Genomic DNA, 23,723 nt, shown 5'->3' on the forward strand with positions numbered 1-23,723 from the left:
TCGCCATTTATGGCGACCTTCTTACCAGGTCGCCATAAATGGCGACCCTACGGAAAACCTTTTTACACAGGAAATAAACATGTCTGATTCCGATCGCCAGTCTGCACTGGCGGCGCTGGTCGCGGCGTTGCCTGAACTCGACTGGATTAAAGAAGCGCCGAAGGTCAAACGCCTGTCGCGCGATTTCCACTGGTTCAGCCCGGTGCTAAAACCGCAGCTGGAAGAGAAATTTGCCGAACTGGCGGTGCGACCGCGTGACGAACAGGAGTTGGCACGGATCGTCGCGGCTTGCACAACACAGCGCGTACCGCTCAACCTGCGCGGAGGCGGCACCGGCAATTATGGTCAGCTGATTCCGCTGAACGGTGGTTTGATGGTTGATATGACGCGTCTCAATGCGGTTACTGCCGTCGGCCACGGCACAGTGCGTGCGCAGGCAGGCATTCGTCTCGGCGAGTTGGAAGCGCATACGCGTCCACTTGGCTGGGAGCTGCGCTGCATGCCGTCCACCTGGAAACTGGCGACGCTCGGCGGACTGTTTGGCGGCGGTTTTGGCGGCGTGGGTTCCATTAACTACGGTCCGCTGGCCGCGCCGGGCAACGTGTTGTCAGTGCGTTTGATGACCATGGAAGAGACGCCGCGCATTATCACTCTGCAAGCACCCGACGCGCTGCTGCTGCATCACGCTTACGGCAGCAACGGCATCGTCCTGGAGATCGAACTGGCGCTGGCGCCATGTCACGATTGGATCGAGCGTCTCGACCTGTTCGCTGACTTTCCGGCGGCAATGGCATTCGCCGATGCGCTGGCGCGTTCACCAGGCATGGTAAAACGTCAAATCGCCGTGTTTGCTGCGCCAGTGCTCGATTACTTCACCGATCTGGCGGATGCCGATGTCGCGGGTAAACACGGCGTGATTTCGCTGGTCGGCAGCGAAAGCGATGGGTTGTTACCTGCGCTGTTGGCACAACATGCAGGTCGCAATGCGCTGCATTTTGCCGAAGGTGAAAATAGCGGCCATTCACTGATCGAATATTGCTGGAACCACACCACGCTGCAGGCGCTTAAAACCGATAAAACGCTGACTTACCTGCAAACGGCGTATGCAGCAGATAACTATCAGCAACAGGCCATAACGCTGGCAGCTCAATTATCCGATGAAGTAATGTCGCACATTGAGTTTTTACGCGACATGAACGGCACAATTACCTGTAGCGGCTTGCCGCTGGTGCGTTATAGCGACGAAGATCGTTTAAACGCCATTATGGATATTTACCGCGCTAACGGGGTAAAAATAAATAATCCGCACGTTATTCATATTGAAGATGGCAAGCAAGGCATGGTGCGTGCGGATGTGGTGGCAATGAAACGTGCCTGCGATCCGTATAATTTATTAAATCCCGGCAAATTACGCGGCTGGGAAGTGCGTGACTCTTTACCGGATGTGTATATTCCGGGCGTGAATTAATCTTTTAATGTCTAATTAGGGATGTGCAAATGAAAACACGTAAATGTGTCGGACTGGCTGCGCTGTTTTTCCCTCTGGCGCCGGCTGTAATGGCGGCCACACAGAGCAACATCAGTGATTGTCAGTACGATGCCAGCGGCGTAAATAGCTTCAGTGATATTTTCACCTGCGGCACAGTAAGCGGCAGTTTACGTACGCTTTATTACTCCACACATAACGCTTATTTTGCCAAAGGGTTTAATCAGGATACCACCAGCTATGGCGGCAGCCTGAAATACGAAACCGCACCGCTATGGGGTTTTCGCGCTGGCGTCAGTGGCATATTTCTGCGCGGCATCGATCATCCTGATGAAGCGCATACCATCAGCGACATCGGTGACAATCAAACCAACGTCGGTGAAGCGTATTTAAGCTGGCAGCAGGATGATTTTAAAATTACCGCTGGCGATCAACGCATTAATATTCCCTTCGTTGGCGATTACGACTGGCGTATTACGCCCATTTTGTTCCGTGGCGTAGATATGAATTACGGTGACAGCACCAATTATCTGCACGCCACGAAAGTGTGGCGCTATAAACCCTGGGGCGACGATCAGTTCCTGAATACCACCGCCTATAGCGATATTGATGAACGCACCAATGGCATGTGGGCGATTGGTGGCGGGCGCGGCACGCAGTGGGACGGCAAAAACCTTACTGGTCAGTTGTGGTATCAGGAGTATGCCGATTATTCGCGCGTGGTGTATGGCGAAAGTCATCTGCAGTGGCAGGACACACTGTTCCAGCCGAATGTGGGATTGCAATTTATTCGCGGCACCAGCGACGGCAAAGCGCTGGCGGGTGAAGTGAACAGCACGTCTTACGGTGCGCAGTTGGCGCTAACCTTCACGCCAGCGCTGAGTTGGAAGCTTGGTTATGATCACATCGCCGCCAGCGCCAACAGCTGGGGTAACGGGTCGCTGGTGGTGCCCTATGCGCATAACAGCTCGTCGGGTCCCTATTTCGCGCAACCCTTCTTCACCAGCACCCAGGATTTGGGCAGCGGTAACGCGTATTCCACTAATCTGAATTACGTGCTCAATGAGAATTTGTCGCTCGGAACGCAGTATTCCTTTATGGATCTCAAACCCTCCGCGGCTTCAAACAGCATCAATCAGTCGGAATATTTGGTCTATTTCACCTGGGCATTCAGCGGCGTATTGAAAGGGTTAAGTTTGACCGATTTCGCCGGAGTACAAACCTCACCGTTGTATGATTCGAGCTTCTGGCAAAACCGATTAAGTCTGCAGTACGATTTTTAATTGAAGAGCCAGCAACCTCAGTTGCTGGCTTTTAATTAGAGATAAGGCTTAACCGGATCGTTAAGTGGAATGCTCCACTCCTCGCTATTGACCCGCACTTTTAAATAACGGCGGGTACGAAACTTACCTGGTTCATATTCTTCGGTTTCTCCCTTAATGACGGTTCCACGCAATAACAATTCTTTATTGTTGTTGTAACCGAAACCAACCTCTTTGTTGCCAATCCAGTGCTGTTCAAAGGCGACAATTTTCGCGGCATCCAGCGTGGCACTCTCTTCAGCAGTACAGGCGGTAAAGCTTTTACGGAAGATAAAACACAGCCCCGCGCGATAACGGTCTTTGCCATTGGTTTCCACCAGTGCAATGGAGAAACCGGTATACGCGGCGATTTTCACATACAGCTTGGTTCTGGCACCGTTGCCTGAAATATGCACTTTAACCACGGGACTGGAACCTTCACTGTGCCAGCTACCGATAGAATCTGCGCCATCGCGCGCCTGTAAATAGATATTCGCCACGCCTTCAGGCGTGCGATTACTGAAGTCAGTTTGGGTTTCGGACTGGGAAAGATATTGTGCAGTACCGAGCACGCGGACATGAATTTGCGACGTCGCATCAGAAAAGTTAAATTCACCGACATAAAACCACTTATTCGCCGCCGTGCGGTTATCCATATGGTGCTGTGAGGTGATGACGTCATAATTCAGCGAGCCCTGAATGATCGCCCCCCAATCTGATAATTCCAGCACGCCGCGATCGCCTTCCGCCAGTAACGTCCACGGCTCAATCCCTTCGGTGCTGTAATCAAATCCAGCGCTTTCGTTGTGAATGCTTTTCTGAATAATGGTCGCGCGACAATAGCCCAGCTTAAGAGGATGGGTGGTGGATTCGATGGCTAAACCTTCAATGACCCACTGGCCATTAGTAAGATCGCCGGCAAATTCAGAATGCTCGATCCAACCGTTGCGAATAAAAGATTGCGTGCAGCGTGGCAAATCAAGTACCGGCTTTTTCGTACCGCCTTGTAAGTTGAAATTCGATAGCTCAATGGCCGTGGAGTGATCCCATGCGCCTCGCGCTTGATCGGACCAGCGCGCGTAAACAATGCTGTCCTGACAGCCACGGGAATAGAACTGGTCAATTTTGCAATCCAGCGTATCGACCAGATCGAGTGCGCGTCCACCAAGGTAACGGAACTCCATACTGCTGACGCGTAAGAACTGGCCGCCGGAAATGATATTGGCGAAGAAGCCCACCTGATTGAATGCGGTACCACCATCCTCGCCGCTGTTGGAGCTCATCCCCTTCACCACAAAGCCAGAGAGTTCCGCATAACGCGCATTCACTTTGAAGAAGTGCAAGCCGCGTGGTTTTGTCTCCCAGTTGAAGAGCAACGTCGTGGTCGGGAAATAGCCAAAGTTAACCGATGCCCCTGCGACCTTAAAGCGGTTAATTTCTTTATCCGAGATGTCAAACGTGGACATGCTGAATACGCCAGCGGTAAAGCGGATTCCCGCGGACGGCAGTACACGTTGGGACCAGGCAAACATGCGCTTTACCGCTTCAATGCAGTCTGTTTTACCGTCTGGTACTGCGCCAAAATCCAATACCGTGACCGAGTTATAATCCAGTATCACGCGCTTCCAGCGCTTCTTACCCGCCGTAACAATAATTAAACCACCGTCATCGACGCTGGTTGAGTCGGTTGCATCGTATACGAAGACGCCACCGCCACTCTTTGTTCCGCGCTTATATTCCAGTACCGTGGCAAGTTCGCCAACCGCCGTGGGCTCTGTCGCTTTTAGCTCGGCAACATCGTGAACCTGTATTACAGCCGCTGCCGCCGTGACGGCATTCTGTGATGTGGTATTCGAACTGCCTGACGCATTCGCCATGGGGTGCCCCTAAATGATAAGAGAAAGTAACTGCCCCATGTATTATAAGTAACTGAAAATTAATGTGTTGTTAAGTGCCGGGCGTAACAACGGCGTTTTGAACACGCCAGACAACAGCCTCATCGCAACGTCATGATTAGTGATAAAAAGCGCAGCGGCAGAGCAAAAATTTACGGAATTATCTCAGGTGATTTATTCATTCAAGCGGGCCGAAAAAGAAAAAAGGCCAGTAACTAACGGTTACCGGCCTTAATGGTTAGAACGTGGCGTTTAACCCCACATTCCAGCTCACCTGATGATAATCGCTGTTCCCCCCAACGGTTGAAACCCCGGCAAAGGCATTCACCGTTTCGCCCAACGGCACGTTGGCACCCACCGAGACGTCGAGCCAGTTTTTATCGCGCGCTTCGACGCTGCGCTCAAAGGAAGTGCGGGTCGATTTTAATCCGGCGCGCACGGTGGAATCGGTATCGCCGAACTGGTGGTTGTAGCTCACCTGCGCCCACGGATTAACGATCCACTGTTTGCTGTCGATGCGCCAACCGAGCGATCCAATCTGCGAATGGGTGGTTTGATCGGAGTAGCGCATCGCGGTGCTGCTGTTGCTGTTTTCGCTGTAACCGCCGACGCGTCCGTAATCCAGCGCATAACTGGCCACTGGACCGGTGCTCAGATTTTCGCTAAGCGGTAGCGTCCAGCCGGTTTGCACGCGCATGCCGAGCAGTTTACCGCTGGTGCTGCCCTGCTCGGTACGCTGAGCGGGGCCGATATGGATATCACGCTCAATGCTGTCGAAATCGACATCGGCATAATGCAGATCGGCGTTGATCCAGCCCTGATCCAACACCGTGAGCTGGCTATACAACGCCACCAGGTTACCGCGTAGCTTGTAGTCGTAGTCCGAAGACGGTTTCTGGCGTTGGTTGCTGTTGGAAAACAGCACGCCGGTTTGCCAGTTATCTGTGATTTGATAACCGATACCCAGCGTTAGGTTGGCGCTGTTGGCATCGCCATTGCTCCAGCTATCGCCCTGATAATCAACATGCTGACCGGCATATCCCCCAAATACGGTAAATTTCCCGCTGCTGGCAGGCTGCTGACGCTGCTGCTGCAAATGCCCATCCAGGGTATTTTGCATATCACGGGCCATCATCAGCGGTGATTGCGAGAGCGCAGCGACCTGTGCTGGCGCATCAAGAATGGACTGAATGTAGTCGGCGATCATTGCCTGTACGGCGGGGCTGGGATGCAGACGATCGGCAAACAGATAATCCTGCGCGGTGGAGAAGCCCGGCGTGCTGGACTGGCACTCATCCGCCGCGGTGCCGATGGGACAAGCAATACCGATGGTGTTGGTTAACCCATATTGGCCGGGATTGGCGATCACTTCATCAAACAGCCCGGCGATATCCGCGCGCACGATATTGCCGTTTAGGGTGGCCAGTCCCGCTTCTTCCTGCTGGTTGTAACCGTCGGACAGCGCAGTAACTTGCTCGCTAAGCGCCTGCCATGCGCTGTAAAGCTGTTGCGCCAGCGCATCACGCACCGCCGGAACCGAAGAAATTTCCCCTGCGGCTTGCGTGAACGCATCCTGCACTGCTTGCTGCCGCGCCGCTTTATCCGGCGTTGTCACACTATCCAGTGACTGAAACGCCGCCACCATCGCCGGCGTAGCTTCGGTTCCCAGCACGCGCAGCACCGTCTGGATCATATAAGGTGTTGAACCAAGTTGCGGTACGGTTGGGACGATTACCGCTCCCGCGCCGGCATCTAACAAGGTTTTTATCTGTGCCACCGCAGCGTTGGCGCTGTTACTGATGGTTTCACTGGCGGTCAGCGGATTGGTGACCGCCACTGCGATATCGTTAGCGCCGATCCAGTGAATGTACAAACCGTTGCTGTCAGCACGCCCGCCGGTCGATTGCAGATATTCAGCTAATTGGTCCTGAGTATTTAAATCGGGATTGATTGTCGGCACTGCACCTGCGCCGCCTTCCGCATAATTGCTGCCACCAAGCGTGGAACGCTGCAAATCCTGCCCCAGGTGCGCGGCAAGGATCTCATCGTATAGCGGATGCTGAGCACCATCAAACGTGAAACGGCCTACGTTACCCCCGTCACTCAGACTATCGCCAAATACCGTCAGGCTATCCCAGGCCAACGCGGGAACGGGCATTAGCAAGGCACTGAGCGTGGCGAGGGCGACAGCAGAAAGGGCAGATTTGTGGTTGTTCATTATCAACTCCGTGATGGGCCAAAGCTAAAGCGTTAGGCCAAAAAGGTAAGGCTCGCCCGCGCGAACCCGCAACATCGCCTCAGGAATGCGTAAGAAAAATATCAAGGACGTTTAACTGTTTAGTCAGGAAGGAAGCTTATTGCCAGTTTATGTAACAAAATTTCTGTAGGAAATTTACATGATGAAAGACATGCATTTAAATTAAACCTTTAAATTAACCCGCCGATAACTAAAGATGGCTCGACTTATCCCTGTCTAGCCGGTTCGTTTCAGACATCAGGTCATTTAATTAATTACCCCCATGCGGCGCAAAAGCGCAGAGAGACACAATCAAGTGTCCGGTGAAGGGGAATCTTGCGAACAGCAAAGGTCCGCGCTTTCGTGTGACCAAAATAATGCTGTGCGCATTACGTTCAATAGCACAACAATCGCCTGAGGCTTCCCATGTTTGGTGTGAAAAAGTCGAGTCTTTCCTTGCCGTTTTATAAAAGTGGCGATGTGGTTAAAGATATCAATGCGATCAAACAGCATGTGGCATGGATTGAGTTTTCGCCCAGCGGCGAAATCCTCACTGCCAATCACCTCTTCCTTGCCACTACCGGCTACCAGCTCAATGAGATTCAGGGCAAGCATCACCGCATCTTCTGCAGCCCACAACATAGCCAATCTTCCCGCTATCTCGCCTTTTGGCAAACGCTGGCGTCTGGCGAATCGGTTACCGGCATCTTTGAGCGCTTCAATAAGCAAGGCCAACGTTTCTATCTCAGCGCCACCTATTTCCCGGTGAGCGATGACAAAGGCCAGGTTTACAAAGTGATCAAGGTGGCTTCGGATATCACCGAACGTCATCAGGAGCTGGAGCATAAAGAAGCGGTCATCACCGCGCTGGATCTTTCCATGGCCGTGATTGAATTTACGCCGGACGGCCAAATTCTCAGCGCCAATAAAAATTTCCTGACGCACATGGGTTATGAGCTGGCCTCCGTCGTGGGGCAGCACCACCGTATTTTCTGCTTCGAAAACTTCTACCGCGAAAACCCTGACTTCTGGCGCAAAATCGCCAAAGGTCAGCACTTTGTCGGTCGCTTCGAACGTAAAACCGCCAGCGGTGAACGTATCTGGTTGGAGGCCAGCTACAACCCGGTTTACAACGCTGATGGCAAAGTTTACAAAGTGATCAAAATCGCCTCGGATATCACCGCGCGCGTTGAGGCCGCTAAGCGCGTGGCCGACATCGCGCTGACCACATCTGAAGAGACTTCGCAAATTACCGACAACGCTAATGAGGTGCTGGACGAAACCATTCGCAACTCGGGCCTTGTGGCGGTGCAGGTCAATGCGGCAACGGCGATTGGTGCGGAGCTTAACGCTTCGGCAAGGAGCATTAGCGAAGTGGTTGAGACCATTAACCTGATTGCCTCACAAACCAACATTCTGGCGCTGAATGCGGCAATTGAATCTGCGCGTGCCGGTGAAGCAGGACGCGGGTTCAGCGTGGTGGCAGGCGAAGTACGACGTTTGGCGGCTTCCACCTCCAGCGCCACTAAGCAGATCACCCAAGTAGTGGAACATAATGCGAGCCTGATTGCGCAAATGCAGCAGCAACTCAATGAAGTGAAGCAGTTTGTGGTGACCGAGCAGGATAAAATCAGCGTCTTGTCACGCAGCCTGCGGGAAATCAATAGCGGCGTACATGAGTTTGTGAACGTGATTCATCGGTTAGATGTGTAGATTTCGTAGGGTCGCCATTTATGGCGACCAGAACAGCGCCATTATGCGGACATCGAAACGGTCGTCATGAATAACGACCCTACGTTCGTGCTGTTTCCGTTACATCATCTGCGGCTCACGAATCGCCTGACCTTTAGCAAAACGCGCCAGACTGTACGGCGTCATATCGGTGAACAGCGGTTTGTTATTCACCCTCTGCGCGCACAACAAGCCTGCGCCGGGTCCAATGCCAAAACCGTGGCCGCTAAAGCCGGAGGCAATAAACAAGCCCGGCAGGCTATTCATCTCGTCAATCACCGGCACCAAATCCGGTGTGGTATCAATCCAGCCGCCCCACGCATGATCCACTTTTATACCGTTCAACTCCGGATAGAGCTTGACCAGCGCCTGCATGGCTTCCTGTACGATACCGTTATCCGGTGCCGGATCGAGGGTGCGGATCTTCTCAAACGGCGACACGCCTTGATTGGACCACGAACCCGCTGCTTCTGGGCCGTTGAAGAAGGAACCGTTGATGCGCATTTTGAGCTTTTTGGCGATCTTGCTGCGGTACATCGGATAGAACTTGGTGGCGTAGCGGATGTTTTGCGGCGCGAGATCGATCTGCCCGCGTCCAGAAAGTGCCACGGTGTAGCTGCCATCCTGACGACGGCGAATACACAATCCACCGGTGCTCAAACACCCCTTAATCACTTCCGGCGCCACCGTGGTTTTGAACGCGGTACCCAGAATATTGGCGCTCGGAAGTTCGATGCCGTATTGCTTGCAGAAGCGTGAGCTCCACGCGCCGCCACAGCAGATCACACGATTGGCTTTCACCAGCCCACGCTCGGTCCAGACGCCGGTAACGCGTCCGCCCGACACATCCAGGCCGCGCACCGCGCAATTTTGATGGATTGACGCGCCAAGATTTTTCGCGCCGGTGGCAATCGCCGGTGCAGCAAGAGAAGGTTCAGCACGACCATCGCTGGGCGACCACACGCCGCCCACCCACGGCGAGCTGTTGCCGATGCGTTCGCGTGCTTCTTTAGCCGAGAGTAAATGGCTGACGAAACCAATTTGCTGCGCCTGTTTGCCCCACGCTTCCCAGCGCGCCAGGTCGCTTTCGCTCTGCGTGCCGTAGGTAATGCCCTGGCGCGAGAAGCCCAGATCGAGACCGATTTCGCGACTCAACTCCTCCCAGCGCTGTAAGCTACGCATCGCCATCGGCAGTTCGTACAGGTCGCGATTTTGCTGACGAACCCAACCCCAGTTGCGACCTGATTGTTCGCCGCCGATCACGCCCTTCTCAAACAACGCCACCGAAACGCCCTGTTTTGCCAGCTCGTAACTCACCGACGTGCCAATAATGCCGCCGCCAATGACAATCACATCAACGGCTTCGGGAAAGCGTTCACTGTCTATTACTGCATTGATTTTTATGCGCATCGTCTCAAGTCCTGCACGCCACTTCGGTGACGAAATCACAAATGATGTTCAGAGGGAATGTGCATGATCCACAACACTCTGGCTTCACTCGCGCTATGGTTAAAAATGTTGTGCGGTAAATGGCTCTGGAACTGGAAGCTGTCGCCCGCGGTGACAATGGCACTGTCGCCATCGATCTCCAGCGTCAACTCGCCTTCCATCACCAATCCGGCCTTTTCGCCCTTGCCCATTAACATCTCATCGGAACGCACGCCCGGCGGCACATTGATGAACATAAATTGCAAATCGTGATCGCCTGACGGCGACAACATCGCCTTCGAGATTCCGCGCTTGCCGACATTAAAATGCGGCCGCTCAATCGCGCGACGCACGAAGTGTTCTGCGCCGCGCAGCGTTGATTCCTTCTCTTCCAGGAAGGCTGAAAGCGGCACTTTCAGCACCAGCCGCAGCTGCTCTAATACGCGCACGGTTGGATTGGTCAGGTTGCGCTCGATCTGGCTGATGGCGCCAGCGGACACATTTGCCAGCTGCGCCAAATCAGTGATGGTCATATTGCGCGCCTTGCGAATCCGTTTCAGGCGCGATCCAATATCCGCTTCCTGCGCGCCCGTTGCTTCGTCACTGATACTCACTTTCTTCATCGGTTTTTACCCTTCCAGCGGATAACTTTATCGAATTTCACACAGCGTAGTCGCCGCGTTTATGTCCCTGATACTGTGTTTATCGCTGAAATAAAGGGTTCGAGACAGCAAAATATGCCGCAGCGGCGTTAGGGCATACCCCATTTAGTTTTAATGGTTTGCAACGTGCCGTCCTCTTTCATCGCGGTTAGCGCGCTGTTAATTTGCGCCATTAATTGATCGTTGCCTTTTTTCACGCCAAACGCCATTGGCGAAACATGTTCCGGTTTATAACCGTCGATAACATGCATACCTTTTAGGCCACCCGCTTTCTCCTGCGCTTTAAGAATCGGATAATCATTCATGCCGGCCGCAATACGTCCGAGAGACAAATCTCGCGTCATATCCGCTGGACTGTCATAAACCTTCACCTCTTTGGCGATACCGCTGGCCATTAAGCTTTGCGTGTAATCCGTCCCCGCCATCGTTCCGACAATGTCACCTTTCACATCTTGCCATGAGTTATAGGTCTTTTTGTTGTCGTCGCGCACCACCAATCCCGCGCCAAAAGCGGTAACCGGCTGTGAGAAAGTAATGCGCCTGGCGCGTTCTTCGGTGGGTGTCATGCCCGCGACAATCATGTCAATTTTGCCGGCAATCACCGATTGAATCAGCGTGGAGAATGGGATGGCAGTGTAATTAATCTCGAGGTGCTGGCGTTTCGCCACTTCGGCTGCCACATCCGGCATAAAACCTTCAATTTTACCGCTTTTAGTATCGAGAAACGTCGTAGGCGCGCTGGAAGGCGGTGAACCGGCGGTCAGCGCCGCGGCCTGCGCATTGAGGCTAAAAGCCGCCGCCAGACACGCGAATAATAACCGTGAACGATTAACAGACATAACTCACTCCTGAATTAAAGGGAAAGGGCGAACGTCATTTTCACTATAATGAAATTAGTCAGGTGTGTGTCAATGTTTTATTTAATCAGAATGCGTGAATTCACACTTCAGGATTAAACCCTTTGATAACAAGCATTATTTAACCTATAGCGTGTTCATATGGCGAGAATAAGTAAAAGCTATCTCTGTTCGACGGGTAAAGATTGACAGTGATTCATCAACAGAGATATTCATTATAATGAAATTTATCTACAGGGGATTATCATGGATTGGAGTAGTATTCACGTTTATCTGCCCTTCCTGTTGAAAGGGGCCGAAATGACGATTTACATCACCATTTTGTCCCTGATAATTAGCACACCGCTGGGACTGATTTTTGCCGCGGCGAAGATGTGCCCGTGGAAAATAGTGTCCTGGCCCATCGCAACCGTCATTAATATTACACGCGGCCTGCCGATGATTGTGGTGTTGTTTTATATCTATTTTGTCTTCCCCGATATCGGCATCACGCTGTCGTCATTTCAAGCCAGCGTGATTGGTATCGCCTTCTGTTTTTCGACTTATATCGCTGAGATATTCCGCGCCGGCATTGAATCGGTGGATCGCGGCCAGCTGGAAGCCGCCCGTTCAATGGGCATGAGTTTCCCAAAAGCAATGCGCCGCGTGGTGCTGCCGCAGGCGTTTCATGTCGCCTTGCCGCCGTATAGCAATACGCTGGTGATGATGCTGAAAGATTCTGCGCTGGCCTCCACCATTGCCGTGACAGAAATGACACGTCAGGGGCAGCTGATTGCTGCGTCTACCTTCGATAACACCACGGTGTATACGCTGGTTGCACTGCTCTATCTCGTGCTGTGCCTGCCTTTGCTGGCACTGACCAAGCAGCTGGAAAAACGCCAGATCAAAGGAGCCTGAGATGATTGAAATTCGTGATGTACACAAAAGATTTGGTCATGTCGAAGTGCTGAAAGGCGTGAGCTTCAGCGTGAGTGAAGGTGAAGTGGTCTGTTTAATTGGTCCCTCCGGTTCGGGAAAATCGACCATTTTGCGCTGTATTAACGGTCTTGAAACCTATGAAGGCGGCGACATCGAGGTACTAGGCCAGCGCGTCAATAATAAACACAACAGCATCAACGATTTGCGCCGCCAGATCGGCATGGTGTTTCAGCGCTTCAACCTCTTCCCGCATCGCAGCGTGTTAGAAAACGTGATGGAAGGCCCGATTCATGTCAACGGCGAACCGCGTCATGTGGCAGAAAAGCGAGCTAAAGATCTGCTGGCGATGGTCGGCCTTGCGGAGAAGATTAACGCATGGCCGACGCAGCTTTCCGGTGGTCAGCAGCAGCGTGTGGCAATAGCGCGCACGCTGGCACTGCAACCGAAAGCAATATTATTTGATGAACCCACGTCGGCGCTCGATCCGGAATTGGTGGGTGAAGTGCTGCAGGTAATGCGTAATCTGGCACGTGAAGGCATGACGATGATAGTGGTCACACACGAAATGCAGTTCGCGCGCGAAGTCGCCGATCGCGTCTGTTTCCTGCACAGCGGACAGATTGTCGAGCAAGGCCCCGCCGACCAAATTCTGCTCAAACCGCAAGAACCGCGCACCCAGGATTTCCTGCGCCGCGTACTTGGCAATGTGGTTTCCACCCCCTGCGCCTGCTGTAAAGTGGCGATTTAAAATATTCTTTGCACGCATCGTAGCGTGCGCTAGCTCAAGATCATTCCTAATTAGGGGTAATTATGAAAGTCCAAAAAATCACGCAACCCGCCGCTATCGACGTCATGGAAAACTGGGGCAGCGTAGCAGGCTTACCCGGCACCGGCAGCATTGCATTATCCGGCATACAAAAAGTGATTCCCGGTATGGAAGACATCGACACCGGCATCTTCGAATGCGGCGTCGGTTCCTATCGCCGCTCGGTGAAACAAGCTGAGATCATGCATTTCCTCAATGGCAACGGCTCTTTTACGCCAGATGGCGAGGAAACCCTGAACTTCAAACCCGGCGATTCGTTCTTCTTTGAAGCCAATACTGAAGGCACCTGGGTGATTGAAAACACCATGCGCAAGCTGTATGTGATTTTTGACGCCAGCTGAAGGGTGCGCTGCCTTTTAAAATAGCGAATGTCGCCCGGTGCGCATCAATGCGCACCCTACAAAATCCCGCCTGACTTTGACCCGCCTGTTTCGTAAATTTTTGTCTTTGCACTGGCGTTGTGAACAAAAATGACTCATATAAATAGCATCAGCTATATATTATAGCACTGGCTATATTCCTCTGGAGATGATCATGTTCACTCAACGCCTTTTGCCTGCAGTTGTCATGTTGATGTCACTGACCTCGCTGCTGCCCTTTTCGGCGTCAGCGGCAGAAAAACTGAAAGTGGTGACCACTTTTACGGTGATTGCTGATATGGCAAAAAACGTCGCGGGCGATGCGGCAGATGTGACGTCAATTACCAAAACGGGCGCCGAGATTCACGAATACCAACCCACACCTGGCGATATCCGTCGGGCGCAGGGCGCCAATCTGATTTTGGTAAACGGCTTTAATCTGGAGCTGTGGTTCAGCCGTTTCTACCAGCGTTTGCACGATGTGCCGCAGATTACCGTGACAGAAGGCATTGACCCGATGGGCATTACCGAAGGTCCCTATAACGGCAAACCGAATCCGCATGCGTGGATGTCGCCGGATAACGCGCTGATTTATGTCGATAACATCCGTAATGCGCTGCAGAAGTATGATCCCGCCAATGCCGCGGTTTATCAGGCCAACGCCGAGCGTTATAAAGCGCAGATTCAGCAAACCATCGCGCCGATGCGTGCTGCTATCGATAAGCTTCCCGCCGATAAACGCTGGTTGGTCACCAGTGAAGGTGCCTTCTCCTATCTGGCGCGCGATTTTGCTTTGAAAGAACTCTATTTATGGCCAATTAACGCCGATCAGCAAGGCACGCCGCAGCAGGTGCGTAAAGTGATTGATGCGGTGCGCGCCCATCACATTCCCGCGATTTTCAGTGAGAGCACCATTTCTGCTAAACCCGCTCAGCAAGTGGCGCGTGAAGCCGGTATTCATTACGGCGGCGTGTTATACGTTGATTCGCTGAGCAACGGCAATGGTCCGGTGCCGACCTATCTGGATCTGCTGCGCGTCACCACCGAAACCGTGGTGAAAGGCATCACAGAAGGAGGCCAGAAATGAACCCAGCCGCAGGATTACTCGTCGAAAATGTGGGTGTGACCTACCGCAACGGCCACACTGCGCTGCGCAAAGCCTCTTTTAGCGTGCCCGCAGGCAGCATCACCGCGCTGATTGGCGTCAACGGCTCCGGCAAATCCACGCTGTTCAAAGCGATCATGGGATTTGTCCCGCTCGCCTCAGGCGCGGTAACGCTGGCGGGTTTGCCGGCAAATAAGGCGTTGAAACACAATATCGTTTCCTATGTCCCGCAATCGGAGGAAGTGGACTGGAGCTTTCCGGTACTGGTGGAAGATGTGGTGATGATGGGCCGTTATGGTTACATGGGCATGCTGCGTATTCCGCGTGCCGCCGATAAACACAGTGTTGATCAGGCGCTGGAACGCGTCGGCATGAGCGCCTATCGCCATCGCCAGATTGGCGAACTGTCGGGCGGGCAGAAAAAGCGCGTCTTTCTGGCGCGCGCACTGGCGCAAAGTGGTCAGATTATCCTGCTGGATGAGCCGTTTACCGGCGTGGACGTCAAAACTGAGGCTGCGATTATCGCCCTGCTGAAAGAACTGCGTGACGAAGGCCGCACCATGCTGGTTTCCACCCACGATCTTAATGCCATCCCCGATTTCTGCGATCGCTGCGTGCTGGTGAAAAATACCGTGCTGGCCAGCGGCCTGCTGCATGACACGTTCACCGCCGATAATCTGGCGCAGACGTTTGATGGCGCGCTGCATGAGCGTAACGCGGTGTTGATGCAGTTGATGAAAGACAAAAATCCTCACCGGGGAGAGAACCATGTCGTGGATTATTGAACCCTTCGGCTATCAATACATGCTGAATGCGATGTGGATCGCGGCGCTGGTCGGCGCGATCTGCGCCTTTCTCTCCTGCTTCCTCATGCTAAAAGGTTGGTCACTGATCGGTGATGCGCTGTCGCACTCGATTGTGCCCGGCGTAGCGGGCGCGTACATGCTTGGCCTGCCCTTTTCGCTCGGCGCTTTCCTCTCCGGCGGCCTGGCGGCGGGCAGCATGCTGTTTCTCAATCAACGAACGCGCTTAAAGGAAGATGCCATTATCGGTCTAATCTTCTCGTCGTTTTTTGGTATCGGCCTGTTTCTGGTTTCGCTCAATCCCACCTCGGTGAATATTCAGACTATCGTGCTGGGCAATATTTTATCGGTTGCACCCGCCGATATCTGGCAGCTCGGCGCGATTGGCTTTATCACCCTGACCATTCTGCTGCTGAAGTGGAAAGATTTGATGGTGACGTTCTTCGATGAGAGCCACGCGCGATCGCTGGGATTAAATACGCTGCGGCTGAAAATCCTGTTCTTCACCCTGCTCTCCGCTTCTACCGTTGCCGCGCTACAAACCGTTGGGGCGTTTATGGTGATTTGCCTGGTAGTGACGCCTGGCGCGACCGCCTATTTGCTGACGGATCGTTTTCCGCGCTTGCTGCTGATTGCCGTGACCATCGGCAGTGTTACCAGTTTCCTCGGCGCCTGGAGCAGCTACTTTCTTGATGGTGCGACCGGCGGCGTGATTGTGGTGGCGCAAACGCTGGTATTTTTAGTGGCTTTTGTATTTGCACCTAAACATGGCGTGCTCGCCGCTCGCCGTCGCGCACGTCAGACCCTGGAGGACGGCGTAAATGGCTGAATTATTATTGAGTCCCTTCCAGTTCGAATTCATGAACATGGCGCTGATCACCACCCTCGTGCTGTCGCTGCCTTGCGCGATGCTGTCGGCGTTTCTGGTACTGAAAGGTTGGTCATTGCTCGGTGATGCGATGAGCCACGCAGTATTTCCTGGCGTAGTAATCGCCTGGCTAATTGGCTTGCCGTACGCCATTGGCGCGTTTATCGCCGGCATGGTGTGCGCCGTCGCTACCGGCTATATCAGTGAGAACAGCCGCATCAAACCCGACACCGTGATGGGCATCGTCTTCTCCGGCATGTTCGGCGCAGGTTTGGTGCTCTACCTGAAACTGCAGCCTGAAGTGCATCTCGACCACATCTTATTCGGCGATATGTTAGGCATCAGCCTTGCGGATATTATTCAGACCGCAGCCATCGCTTTAATTGTTAGCGTGCTGATTGGCATCAAGTGGCGTGATTTGCTGCTGCATGCGTTTGATCCTCACCAGGCGCGCGCGTGCGGCATCAACGGCAAATTGATGCATTACGGCTTGCTGTGTTTGATCTCGTTAACCATTGTCGCCGCGCTAAAATCGGTGGGCGTGATTCTGTCGATTTCCATGTTGATCGCGCCTGGCGCTATCGCTTTACTGCTGGCGCGTCGTTTCCTGCAGGTGATGTTGCTGGCGATAGGCATTGCGGTGGTGACGGGATTCAGCGGCGTGTATGCCTCGTTCTTCCTTGATAGCGCGCCGGGACCTACCATTGTGGTGATTTACGCCGCACTGTTTGTTCTGGCATTTTTGTACGTCTCGGTGCGAGATCGCCGTACGCAGCACGTGCATGGTTGATGATCCCAATCGCCATCAATAGCGCAATACCGATTTGCACACTCTGTCGCGGCGCGGTTTATCGCGCATGTCTGTGCGGGTTCTGTGCCCACCCAGACAATGCGCCATAAATTGCGCCGCTACGGAGGAAAAACGCAGCCGAGTTCGCGTAGCGTCTTCTCGACCCCATCGCGCGTGTTGCGCCCTTCGGTTATGGCCTGCATATCGCCCATGCTGGGGAGTTCAACACCGGCGATATGAAGTAGACACGCTAAATGTTAAAACGACCATCGCACGCCCGCGTTATAACGCCAGCCTTTAGCACCGTTGCCATCGATCTCTTTGCGGTAATCCGCTTCGGCATACAGCGCGACGTCCTTATTCAGCGTAGCGCTGCCGCCTAAGCCAACATCCCACATCTGACCGAACTTACCGCTTTCAAAGGTTTGGCTGCCTTCAGCATCTGCTGAACCTATCTTGGTTTTCGCGGTGCCGCCCCAGCCTTTGTAGTAATTAGCGCGAAGATAAGGCGTGTAGGCATTCTGGCTGGCGTCCTGCCAGGTGCGATCAAGGCGCGCGCCGAGTCGGCCAATGGTTTGATCGTAATCGTTGTACGCTACGCGCGTGCGATCGCCATCGGTGAAGCTGTCCATTTTTATCTGCAACCAGGTAATTTGTGCCTGCGGTTCGAGGCGTACGCCGTGGGCGAAGGTGAACGGATAGCCCGATTCTACCGAGGCCGTCCAGCCGTTACCTTTCGGTGATGCCACTTCTTTCTGGCGCGCAATGTCGGTTTCTCCGCGATACCAACCCCAGCTCAATGAGCCATCGAGGTAAAATCCGCTGTCACGCAGCCAGGTGCCGTACAGCGAAATGCTGTCGCTATCAAAACTGGTGGAGCTGTAACCGTCCGCCGCGTGTGGGCGAATACGGGTGTTACCGCGCGTATACGCCACGCCGCCACGCAGGCTATCTTTCGCGCCATCAGCACGCAGCAGGTTGCCGCCCAATTGCACGGCGCTGTAATCCAGATCGAAGTCGTAGCCGTAATCCGCTAAACCGCGATTGCTTTGATATTTGAGATTGGAGCCGAGATAACGGATAAACATCTCGCCGCCCACCGCAGCAGAATCGGTTTGCTGCTGACGCAATTCGCCGAGGCGTTTATGCAGATCGTCGGTTACCGCCAGCGAGTAATAAGCCAAACCGACCGGTGCCGAGATATACGATGGCACCTGCGGCGTCACGGCCAGACGCGCGGCGCGCTGATTGCTGCCTGCGCGTGGCTGACACAGCGAACCCTCTTCACAGACAAAGTTGTTAGCCAATCGATAATCCCATCCGCCCGCAGCGGAGCTGCCGGGCGCAAAGCTGGCTAAGCCGTATTGCCACGGCCCGGACGCCACATAGCCGCTCTGTAGCGCAAAGCTGGTTGCGCTGGCGCTGCCGGTCACCTGCGCCAGCGACACACCTTCGTTATTGGCAATCGCGCCATCGCGGTTGCTATCCAGCAGCGGGCCGCCGATTAGCCGATCCTCGATCAACGTCGTTCCTGTGACATTGCCGTTTACGCGCAAAGTGTCACTTTGTGTCGCAGTCGAGTTGAGTTTCAGGCTGCCGCCCGCCGATGCCAGTTCGCCATCAATGGTTAAGGTATTCGCCGCTGTGCTGCCGCCGTTGGTGAGATCCAGCGTACCGGCGTTATTCACCACCAGCGAATCACCGGTCGCGCCTTGCAACAGCGGGTTGACGTTATCGCCGGCGAACAGCGTACTGCCGGCATCAATATTGATGGTGCTGTGCGCCAGTTTGATGTTGTCAGTTAGCGTCCATTTCGTCGCGAAGAAATTGAGCGTGCTCCAGCCCGCGCCGAGGTTGGTGCCTTTGCGGGTATCATCGCTGGCAAATGAGCCGCCGCGCGCCGTCAGTTCGCTCAGGCTGAGCGTGCTGCCTGCGCCGTTTTCGGTGGTGATGTGGCGGGTATCCGCCAGGCTGACTTTTTGCACCGTCGCCTGATTCGCTGCGCCGCTGCCCATCGTCAGACTGCCATTCAGCGTGCCGCCGGTGACCACCACTTCATCGCTGCCGTTGCCGGTATTCACATCGCCAATCACCGAACCATCGAGCAGTGCAATCACATCATTACCCGCGCCACCGGCTACTACCACCTGATCCGGGAACGGCGCGTTAATCGTGCCTTCATTGATAAATACCGTCTCTCCGCCGCGCAGATCGATCAGCGGAGAGACGCGGCTCAGCGAGGTAATCGAGCCCTGGTTGATCACCTGGCTGGCGGTGTTGGTGACAATCGCCGAACCGCCGTTGAAATCGCGAATGCCGATGGAGCCCTGCGAAATCACTCTGCCGCGGGTGTTGGCGCGAATGCCGGTGCCTTGTCCGGAAACCAAAATGACATAATCCTTCCCGATCACCAGATCGTTGCTGGTGGTTGAACCATCGGCATTTTCGAAGCGGTAGCCGGTACCGCCGCCGCTGACATTAATCAGCGCGCTGCCATTGGGATCGAACGACGTGGCCGAGCGCACACCGTTGCCACCGCTCACGTCCAGCATCACGTTCTCCAGCGAGATATTGGTGGTTTCAGCGCGATTGTTGATCACGCTGCCGCTACCGTAGCTACCCAGGATGATGTCGTTGGCTTCAAAGCCCTGCGCGCCGGTATCAAGCAGCAAACCATCCGCATTGCCCATCGCCTGGATGGCGCTCGCGCCCTGCCCGTCGCCGTAGATTTTCAGCCAGCCGCCGTTACCCACGCGCAACGCTGCGATGCCGTCATCGACACGCAGGGAACTGTCCACTGGAACGTATTGACCGTAGCCGCTGCTGACATCCACGCCGATGCCCGATGCGATATGCATGCTGCCACGGTTAATAAAGTTACCGCCGTCATGCACGCGCGCGCCGGTGCTGTTGGGCCCGGTGAGATCGACCACGCCCTGATACTGATTAAACAAGCGCGCGCCCCCGCTCACATCAAACGCGGTGCTATTGCGGCCATTGCCGGTGATTTGCGAGGAGGCGTAGATTTCCGACTCATCGCCGCCGACCACCGCCGCCGTACCGTTTTCGCCATTCAATGCGATACCGCTGGTAATGACGCCCTCGGCGCTGCCGCTGACGCGCATCACCGTGGCATTTTTACCGGTTACGGTGTAATTGTCGGTGCTGGAAACGGAAGCGTCGTACCCGCTCACGTCCATACCGGTGGTGCTTTCACCGCTGAGCGTCACGTTGCCTGGCGTTTCGGCATACAGCCACGCGCCGTTAACAATTTCGTACAACCTGGAGTTTTCCGTGCTGACATCGGTACTGCCGCCATGGCTGATCAAACGCGTACCGGGATCCGCCGCGCGAAAACCGTATTGATTTCTGTCGTGGTACACCACGCTATTGCCGTCGCCTAACTCAAGCAGTCCACCGGCGAACACCGCGCCCGCCAGCGCGTTTGAGCCGAACAAATTGATGGTGCCGTTTTGCGAGAAGCGCGCCAACTGGTGATAGGAGATCACCCCTTTGCTGGGAGAAAAACTCTCAGAATCCACGTTATACACATTGAGTAAGCCGACATTGATGACTTCCGTCGGCGTTACGCCATCGGTGTATTCGGGGTTGCCATACGCATACAGCCCCGTGCTGCCGCGCGTCACCGTAATATCGCCACGGTTGAAGGCAAAGGCGCCATTTTGCGCATAAATGCCGTTGGTCCTCTGGCCGCCTAAGGTGATGTCGCCGGTATTAAGCAACTGAGCGTGATTGGTGACAACCAATGCCTGCTGATTATCAGCGACGCCGCTAAGCGCCGCGTGGTTGATCAGCAGCGTATCAGGATTAAACTGCGTTTCCGGATTGATCGGTTGGCCCACCAGGGTGAATTTGTTGCCATCAGCAACGGCGCCGGTCGCGCCATTGCTGAGCAGTCTGATACGGGTAGCCGCATCAATGGTGGCGTGCGCACCATCGCTGATCTCAACTGCACGGGCGTAATTGCCTGCAACGTTGAAGGTCGCGCCATTAGTATTGACGTCGGTGAACTCACCACTGCCGTACACGCCCGTCGCAAAGGCGTTGGTCATGGAAAGCGTGCGGCCGGTGCCATCAAAATCTGCACCATCTGCAACGCGAAATATGTTGCCGTACGGCACGGTGGCGCTGTAGCTGCCGTTGGCGGGTAAGTTGATTCTGGCATTGGGTCCAATGGTATAAAAACTAATATGGCGAGCGGTATACACGTTGGGATCAGGCACAGATATCGGCACCGCATTGGCGCTGACATCCACGCCCGCGCTGCCCTCCGCGCGAATACCAATGTTTGCGTTTCCGCCAAGTCGAATCGGCCCGCTAAGGTTTGCGTAGGCGGTACCGCCCGGGTCGCCCTTTACCCACACTGCAGTGCTAAAGGCGTCGGTATAGCGATCGCCATCGCCAGGCACATTGATTGCCCCGCTGGAAAACGCTACGGAGTCATTGCCATCGCGCGCGATGACTTTGAGTCCGGTGCTGTTGTAGCCGTTAATATTGATGGTGCCCGTATTGCCAACCTTGCCGAGACTGCCGGAATCGAGCACTAACATGCCAACGTTCTCTGCAGGCTCGGGTTGTATCAGGCCATTTACGTCGATTACGCCGTTGTTAAGCGTGACCGCGTGAGGCGCAAGTTCCACCTTCATCCCCGCCGCGTTTTGCACTTTTGAGCCAATGACGATGTGGCCGTTATTCACCGCTTTTGAGTCAAGAAATTGATAGATACCGCTGGCACCGCCACTCAGATTGACGGCGACATCTTCGGTTGGATCATTTTTGCGATTTTGCGGTGAGCGCCCGATGTAGAGGGTGCCATCTCTGGCATTAACGAAACCGCCTTTGCCATCGCTGCTCAACAATACGCCAGCCGCTGCGCCACCGTTACTGACATCGCTGACGCCGACGTTGATGTTGCCGTGGTTAATTACCTTGCTGTTATAGGCATTGATGCCGGCGCTGAAGCCTGCGCCGGGTTGCACATTGATCACACCACGATTAATGAATCGACTTTCATAACTGGCAGTGACTGCGCTGCCGCCCGCACCAACCGTACTGCTATCCACACCTGAACCATTGGCGTTATTGAGAAAACCGGCGTTAATGACGCCGTTATTGTAGCCGCGCGCGCCATAAAGTAACTCCAGACCCGAACCGGTGCTGGAGAGTTTGCCGTCGACAATCGCCTTCGCCCCGTTGCTGGCGCGCATCACCGCGCTATTGCTGTTCACCACTTCCAGCGTTTTGCCGCGATTGATTTTCACTGTCGCTTTCGGGCCATCGGCGCTGAGCACCACCTGATCGAATATCGGCAGCGCCACTTCATCGTCGAAGTTGTTGGTGCTCATGCGATAGACCACGCGGCCCTCACGCAGGCGAAAGGCCTGATTAAAATCGCTATTGTAGTTTTGGGTAATCAATTTGCCGTATGAGAGTTGCTCGATGAGCCAGTCGTTGTAAGCACGCAATTCGCTAAGATTAGTGACGTTAAACCAGGTGACGCTGCCGTCGTACATGCCAACACTAAACACACCGGCATATTCAACGACGTTACCCACGTCATACGCCAGCCGATCGCCACCGTACGGCGTGGTTGCTGCCGTGAAGGCAATGCGGTTATTACTGTTCCAGTTCAAATTCCCTTTATTGCTGGCGGTAAATAACTGACTTTGTTTCGCCGCCATTGACCAGCTATTACTGGAGGAAGACGTTGCCGCGTTATGCTTACCCATATCGATATTAAGCGTGCCTTTACTGACGGACGCGACGCGCGCATTGATATATTGCTTGTCGTTTACATCAAAATAATCTGGCACTACGGTTTCCAGACCAACAGCGGGTAAATCAACCAGTTCCGCGCTATTAAACGCCTGATAATTAACATAGGTGTTGTAATTGGGATCAAAAACGCCGATGGAATAATTTTGCGGCCCAATTTGTAAGCGTGGCGCACCAATAACATCGTCGTTAATAATACGACCAATCGATCGCAACTCACCAATTGTCACGCTCCCCACGCCACTCTCACCGGGTGTAAACTTTGGTAATCCGCTGAGCGTTTGCGTGCTGCCATTGCATAAACAGTAGGCTCCAACCTTATTGTCATTAATTTCAGGCGTATAAGGCTTTAATATCGCTGCCGTTGTCGGCAACACAGGGAACATCATGCCTTGCGCAGCCACAAGGCTTAGTAATACCGGATTTAATTTAAACACAATGTTTTCCTCAAGAGAGAAAAGACAAAAGGCACAAAGCAGTGTGCTTCAGATTGTTTAACTGACTGAATTAATTTGTTTCAGGATTTTAATATTTGAAATCGGATGAAATGAGTATCGTCGCTTAAGCAGGAAAGCGTCCAGTTTGAGTTAAGTATTTGTGAGGCGGGAGAGAGGATTTAGGAATTGAGCCAAGAAAATTGTATTTTTAAGCGGATCTACCCT

The 23,723-nt window shown here is 53.9% G+C and carries 16 protein-coding genes; 10 read left to right on the plus strand and 6 right to left on the minus strand.

The features are described 5' to 3' along the window. The first annotated feature begins 79 nt into the window (after positions 1–79). Complete coding sequence (locus tag ACRQ84_RS20745; RefSeq protein WP_483818464.1) at positions 80–1,468, plus strand: FAD-binding oxidoreductase; 1,389 nt, start codon at positions 80–82, stop codon at positions 1,466–1,468. A 29-nt stretch (positions 1,469–1,497) separates the two neighbouring features. Continuing rightward, the gene (locus ACRQ84_RS20750; protein ID WP_483818465.1) at positions 1,498–2,769 is read left to right on the plus strand and encodes an OprD family outer membrane porin; all 1,272 of its coding nucleotides are present in this window, start codon (positions 1,498–1,500) and stop codon (positions 2,767–2,769) included. A gap of 35 nt (positions 2,770–2,804) precedes the next feature. Here ACRQ84_RS20750 and ACRQ84_RS20755 read toward each other — a convergent pair whose 3' ends face one another. Continuing rightward, on the minus strand, positions 2,805–4,664 hold the full coding sequence (locus ACRQ84_RS20755) for a hypothetical protein (protein WP_483818466.1): 1,860 nt from the start codon (positions 4,662–4,664) through the stop codon (positions 2,805–2,807). 256 nt (positions 4,665–4,920) lie between these two features. Then, on the minus strand, positions 4,921–6,900 hold the full coding sequence (locus ACRQ84_RS20760; RefSeq protein WP_483818467.1) for an autotransporter outer membrane beta-barrel domain-containing protein: 1,980 nt from the start codon (positions 6,898–6,900) through the stop codon (positions 4,921–4,923). Positions 6,901–7,344: 444 nt separating this feature from the next. Here ACRQ84_RS20760 and ACRQ84_RS20765 point away from each other — a divergent pair, with 444 nt between their 5' ends. Beyond that, on the plus strand, positions 7,345–8,631 hold the full coding sequence (locus ACRQ84_RS20765) for a methyl-accepting chemotaxis protein (RefSeq protein ID WP_483818468.1): 1,287 nt from the start codon (positions 7,345–7,347) through the stop codon (positions 8,629–8,631). A gap of 99 nt (positions 8,632–8,730) precedes the next feature. Here the strand turns inward: ACRQ84_RS20765 and ACRQ84_RS20770 are convergent, their stop codons facing one another. The 3 genes from ACRQ84_RS20770 to ACRQ84_RS20780 form a co-directional block, all read right to left on the minus strand. Then, positions 8,731–10,059 carry an NAD(P)/FAD-dependent oxidoreductase gene (locus tag ACRQ84_RS20770; protein ID WP_483818469.1) on the minus strand — a complete coding sequence of 443 codons (1,329 nt, stop codon included), beginning with the start codon at positions 10,057–10,059 and terminating at the stop codon, positions 8,731–8,733. Between the two features lie 35 nt (positions 10,060–10,094). After that, positions 10,095–10,700, minus strand: a complete 606-nt coding sequence (locus ACRQ84_RS20775; RefSeq protein WP_483818470.1) for a cupin domain-containing protein — start codon at positions 10,698–10,700, stop codon at positions 10,095–10,097. Between the two features lie 128 nt (positions 10,701–10,828). Next, on the minus strand, positions 10,829–11,578 hold the full coding sequence (locus ACRQ84_RS20780) for an ABC transporter substrate-binding protein (RefSeq protein ID WP_064740092.1): 750 nt from the start codon (positions 11,576–11,578) through the stop codon (positions 10,829–10,831). 264 nt (positions 11,579–11,842) lie between these two features. On the opposite strand from ACRQ84_RS20780, the gene ACRQ84_RS20785 reads away from it, so the two are divergent. From ACRQ84_RS20785 to ACRQ84_RS20815, 7 genes are all read left to right on the plus strand, one after another. After that, the gene (locus ACRQ84_RS20785; protein WP_064740093.1) at positions 11,843–12,493 is read left to right on the plus strand and encodes an amino acid ABC transporter permease; all 651 of its coding nucleotides are present in this window, start codon (positions 11,843–11,845) and stop codon (positions 12,491–12,493) included. A gap of 1 nt (position 12,494) precedes the next feature. Next, positions 12,495–13,262, plus strand: a complete 768-nt coding sequence (locus tag ACRQ84_RS20790) for an amino acid ABC transporter ATP-binding protein (RefSeq protein WP_483818471.1) — start codon at positions 12,495–12,497, stop codon at positions 13,260–13,262. Between the two features lie 62 nt (positions 13,263–13,324). After that, positions 13,325–13,681 (plus strand): cupin domain-containing protein, encoded by a 357-nt coding sequence (locus tag ACRQ84_RS20795; protein ID WP_483818472.1) that lies wholly within the window; start codon positions 13,325–13,327, stop codon positions 13,679–13,681. 226 nt (positions 13,682–13,907) lie between these two features. Next, the gene (locus ACRQ84_RS20800; protein WP_483818515.1) at positions 13,908–14,786 is read left to right on the plus strand and encodes a metal ABC transporter substrate-binding protein; all 879 of its coding nucleotides are present in this window, start codon (positions 13,908–13,910) and stop codon (positions 14,784–14,786) included. Further along, positions 14,783–15,589, plus strand: a complete 807-nt coding sequence (locus ACRQ84_RS20805; RefSeq protein WP_483818473.1) for a manganese/iron ABC transporter ATP-binding protein — start codon at positions 14,783–14,785, stop codon at positions 15,587–15,589. The genes ACRQ84_RS20800 and ACRQ84_RS20805 overlap by 4 nt, the downstream gene beginning before the upstream one ends. Continuing rightward, positions 15,573–16,436 (plus strand): iron/manganese ABC transporter permease subunit SitC, encoded by an 864-nt coding sequence (gene sitC, locus ACRQ84_RS20810; protein ID WP_483818474.1) that lies wholly within the window; start codon positions 15,573–15,575, stop codon positions 16,434–16,436. Before ACRQ84_RS20805 ends, sitC begins: the two co-directional genes overlap by 17 nt. Further along, positions 16,429–17,265, plus strand: coding sequence for a metal ABC transporter permease (locus ACRQ84_RS20815; RefSeq protein ID WP_483818475.1), 837 nt, complete (start codon positions 16,429–16,431; stop codon positions 17,263–17,265). Before sitC ends, ACRQ84_RS20815 begins: the two co-directional genes overlap by 8 nt. 257 nt (positions 17,266–17,522) lie before the next feature. Here the strand turns inward: ACRQ84_RS20815 and ACRQ84_RS20820 are convergent, their stop codons facing one another. Further along, positions 17,523–23,498, minus strand: coding sequence for an autotransporter outer membrane beta-barrel domain-containing protein (locus tag ACRQ84_RS20820; RefSeq protein ID WP_483818476.1), 5,976 nt, complete (start codon positions 23,496–23,498; stop codon positions 17,523–17,525). Positions 23,499–23,723: the final 225 nt, after the last annotated feature.

It is taken from the genome of Pantoea sp. E2023-21 (genome assembly GCF_051302795.1).
GTDB lineage: Bacteria > Pseudomonadota > Gammaproteobacteria > Enterobacterales > Enterobacteriaceae > Pantoea > Pantoea ludwigii_A.

Coding starts and splice junctions, on each gene's coding strand:
- ACRQ84_RS20745 (WP_483818464.1), top strand. CDS start 80: ATGTCTGATTCCGATCGCCAGTCTGCACTGGCGGCGCTGGTCGCGGCG.
- ACRQ84_RS20750 (WP_483818465.1), top strand. CDS start 1,498: ATGAAAACACGTAAATGTGTCGGACTGGCTGCGCTGTTTTTCCCTCTG.
- ACRQ84_RS20755 (WP_483818466.1), bottom strand. CDS start 4,664: ATGGCGAATGCGTCAGGCAGTTCGAATACCACATCACAGAATGCCGTC.
- ACRQ84_RS20760 (WP_483818467.1), bottom strand. CDS start 6,900: ATGAACAACCACAAATCTGCCCTTTCTGCTGTCGCCCTCGCCACGCTC.
- ACRQ84_RS20765 (WP_483818468.1), top strand. CDS start 7,345: ATGTTTGGTGTGAAAAAGTCGAGTCTTTCCTTGCCGTTTTATAAAAGT.
- ACRQ84_RS20770 (WP_483818469.1), bottom strand. CDS start 10,059: ATGCGCATAAAAATCAATGCAGTAATAGACAGTGAACGCTTTCCCGAA.
- ACRQ84_RS20775 (WP_483818470.1), bottom strand. CDS start 10,700: ATGAAGAAAGTGAGTATCAGTGACGAAGCAACGGGCGCGCAGGAAGCG.
- ACRQ84_RS20780 (WP_064740092.1), bottom strand. CDS start 11,578: ATGTCTGTTAATCGTTCACGGTTATTATTCGCGTGTCTGGCGGCGGCT.
- ACRQ84_RS20785 (WP_064740093.1), top strand. CDS start 11,843: ATGGATTGGAGTAGTATTCACGTTTATCTGCCCTTCCTGTTGAAAGGG.
- ACRQ84_RS20790 (WP_483818471.1), top strand. CDS start 12,495: ATGATTGAAATTCGTGATGTACACAAAAGATTTGGTCATGTCGAAGTG.
- ACRQ84_RS20795 (WP_483818472.1), top strand. CDS start 13,325: ATGAAAGTCCAAAAAATCACGCAACCCGCCGCTATCGACGTCATGGAA.
- ACRQ84_RS20800 (WP_483818515.1), top strand. CDS start 13,908: ATGTTGATGTCACTGACCTCGCTGCTGCCCTTTTCGGCGTCAGCGGCA.
- ACRQ84_RS20805 (WP_483818473.1), top strand. CDS start 14,783: ATGAACCCAGCCGCAGGATTACTCGTCGAAAATGTGGGTGTGACCTAC.
- sitC (WP_483818474.1), top strand. CDS start 15,573: ATGTCGTGGATTATTGAACCCTTCGGCTATCAATACATGCTGAATGCG.
- ACRQ84_RS20815 (WP_483818475.1), top strand. CDS start 16,429: ATGGCTGAATTATTATTGAGTCCCTTCCAGTTCGAATTCATGAACATG.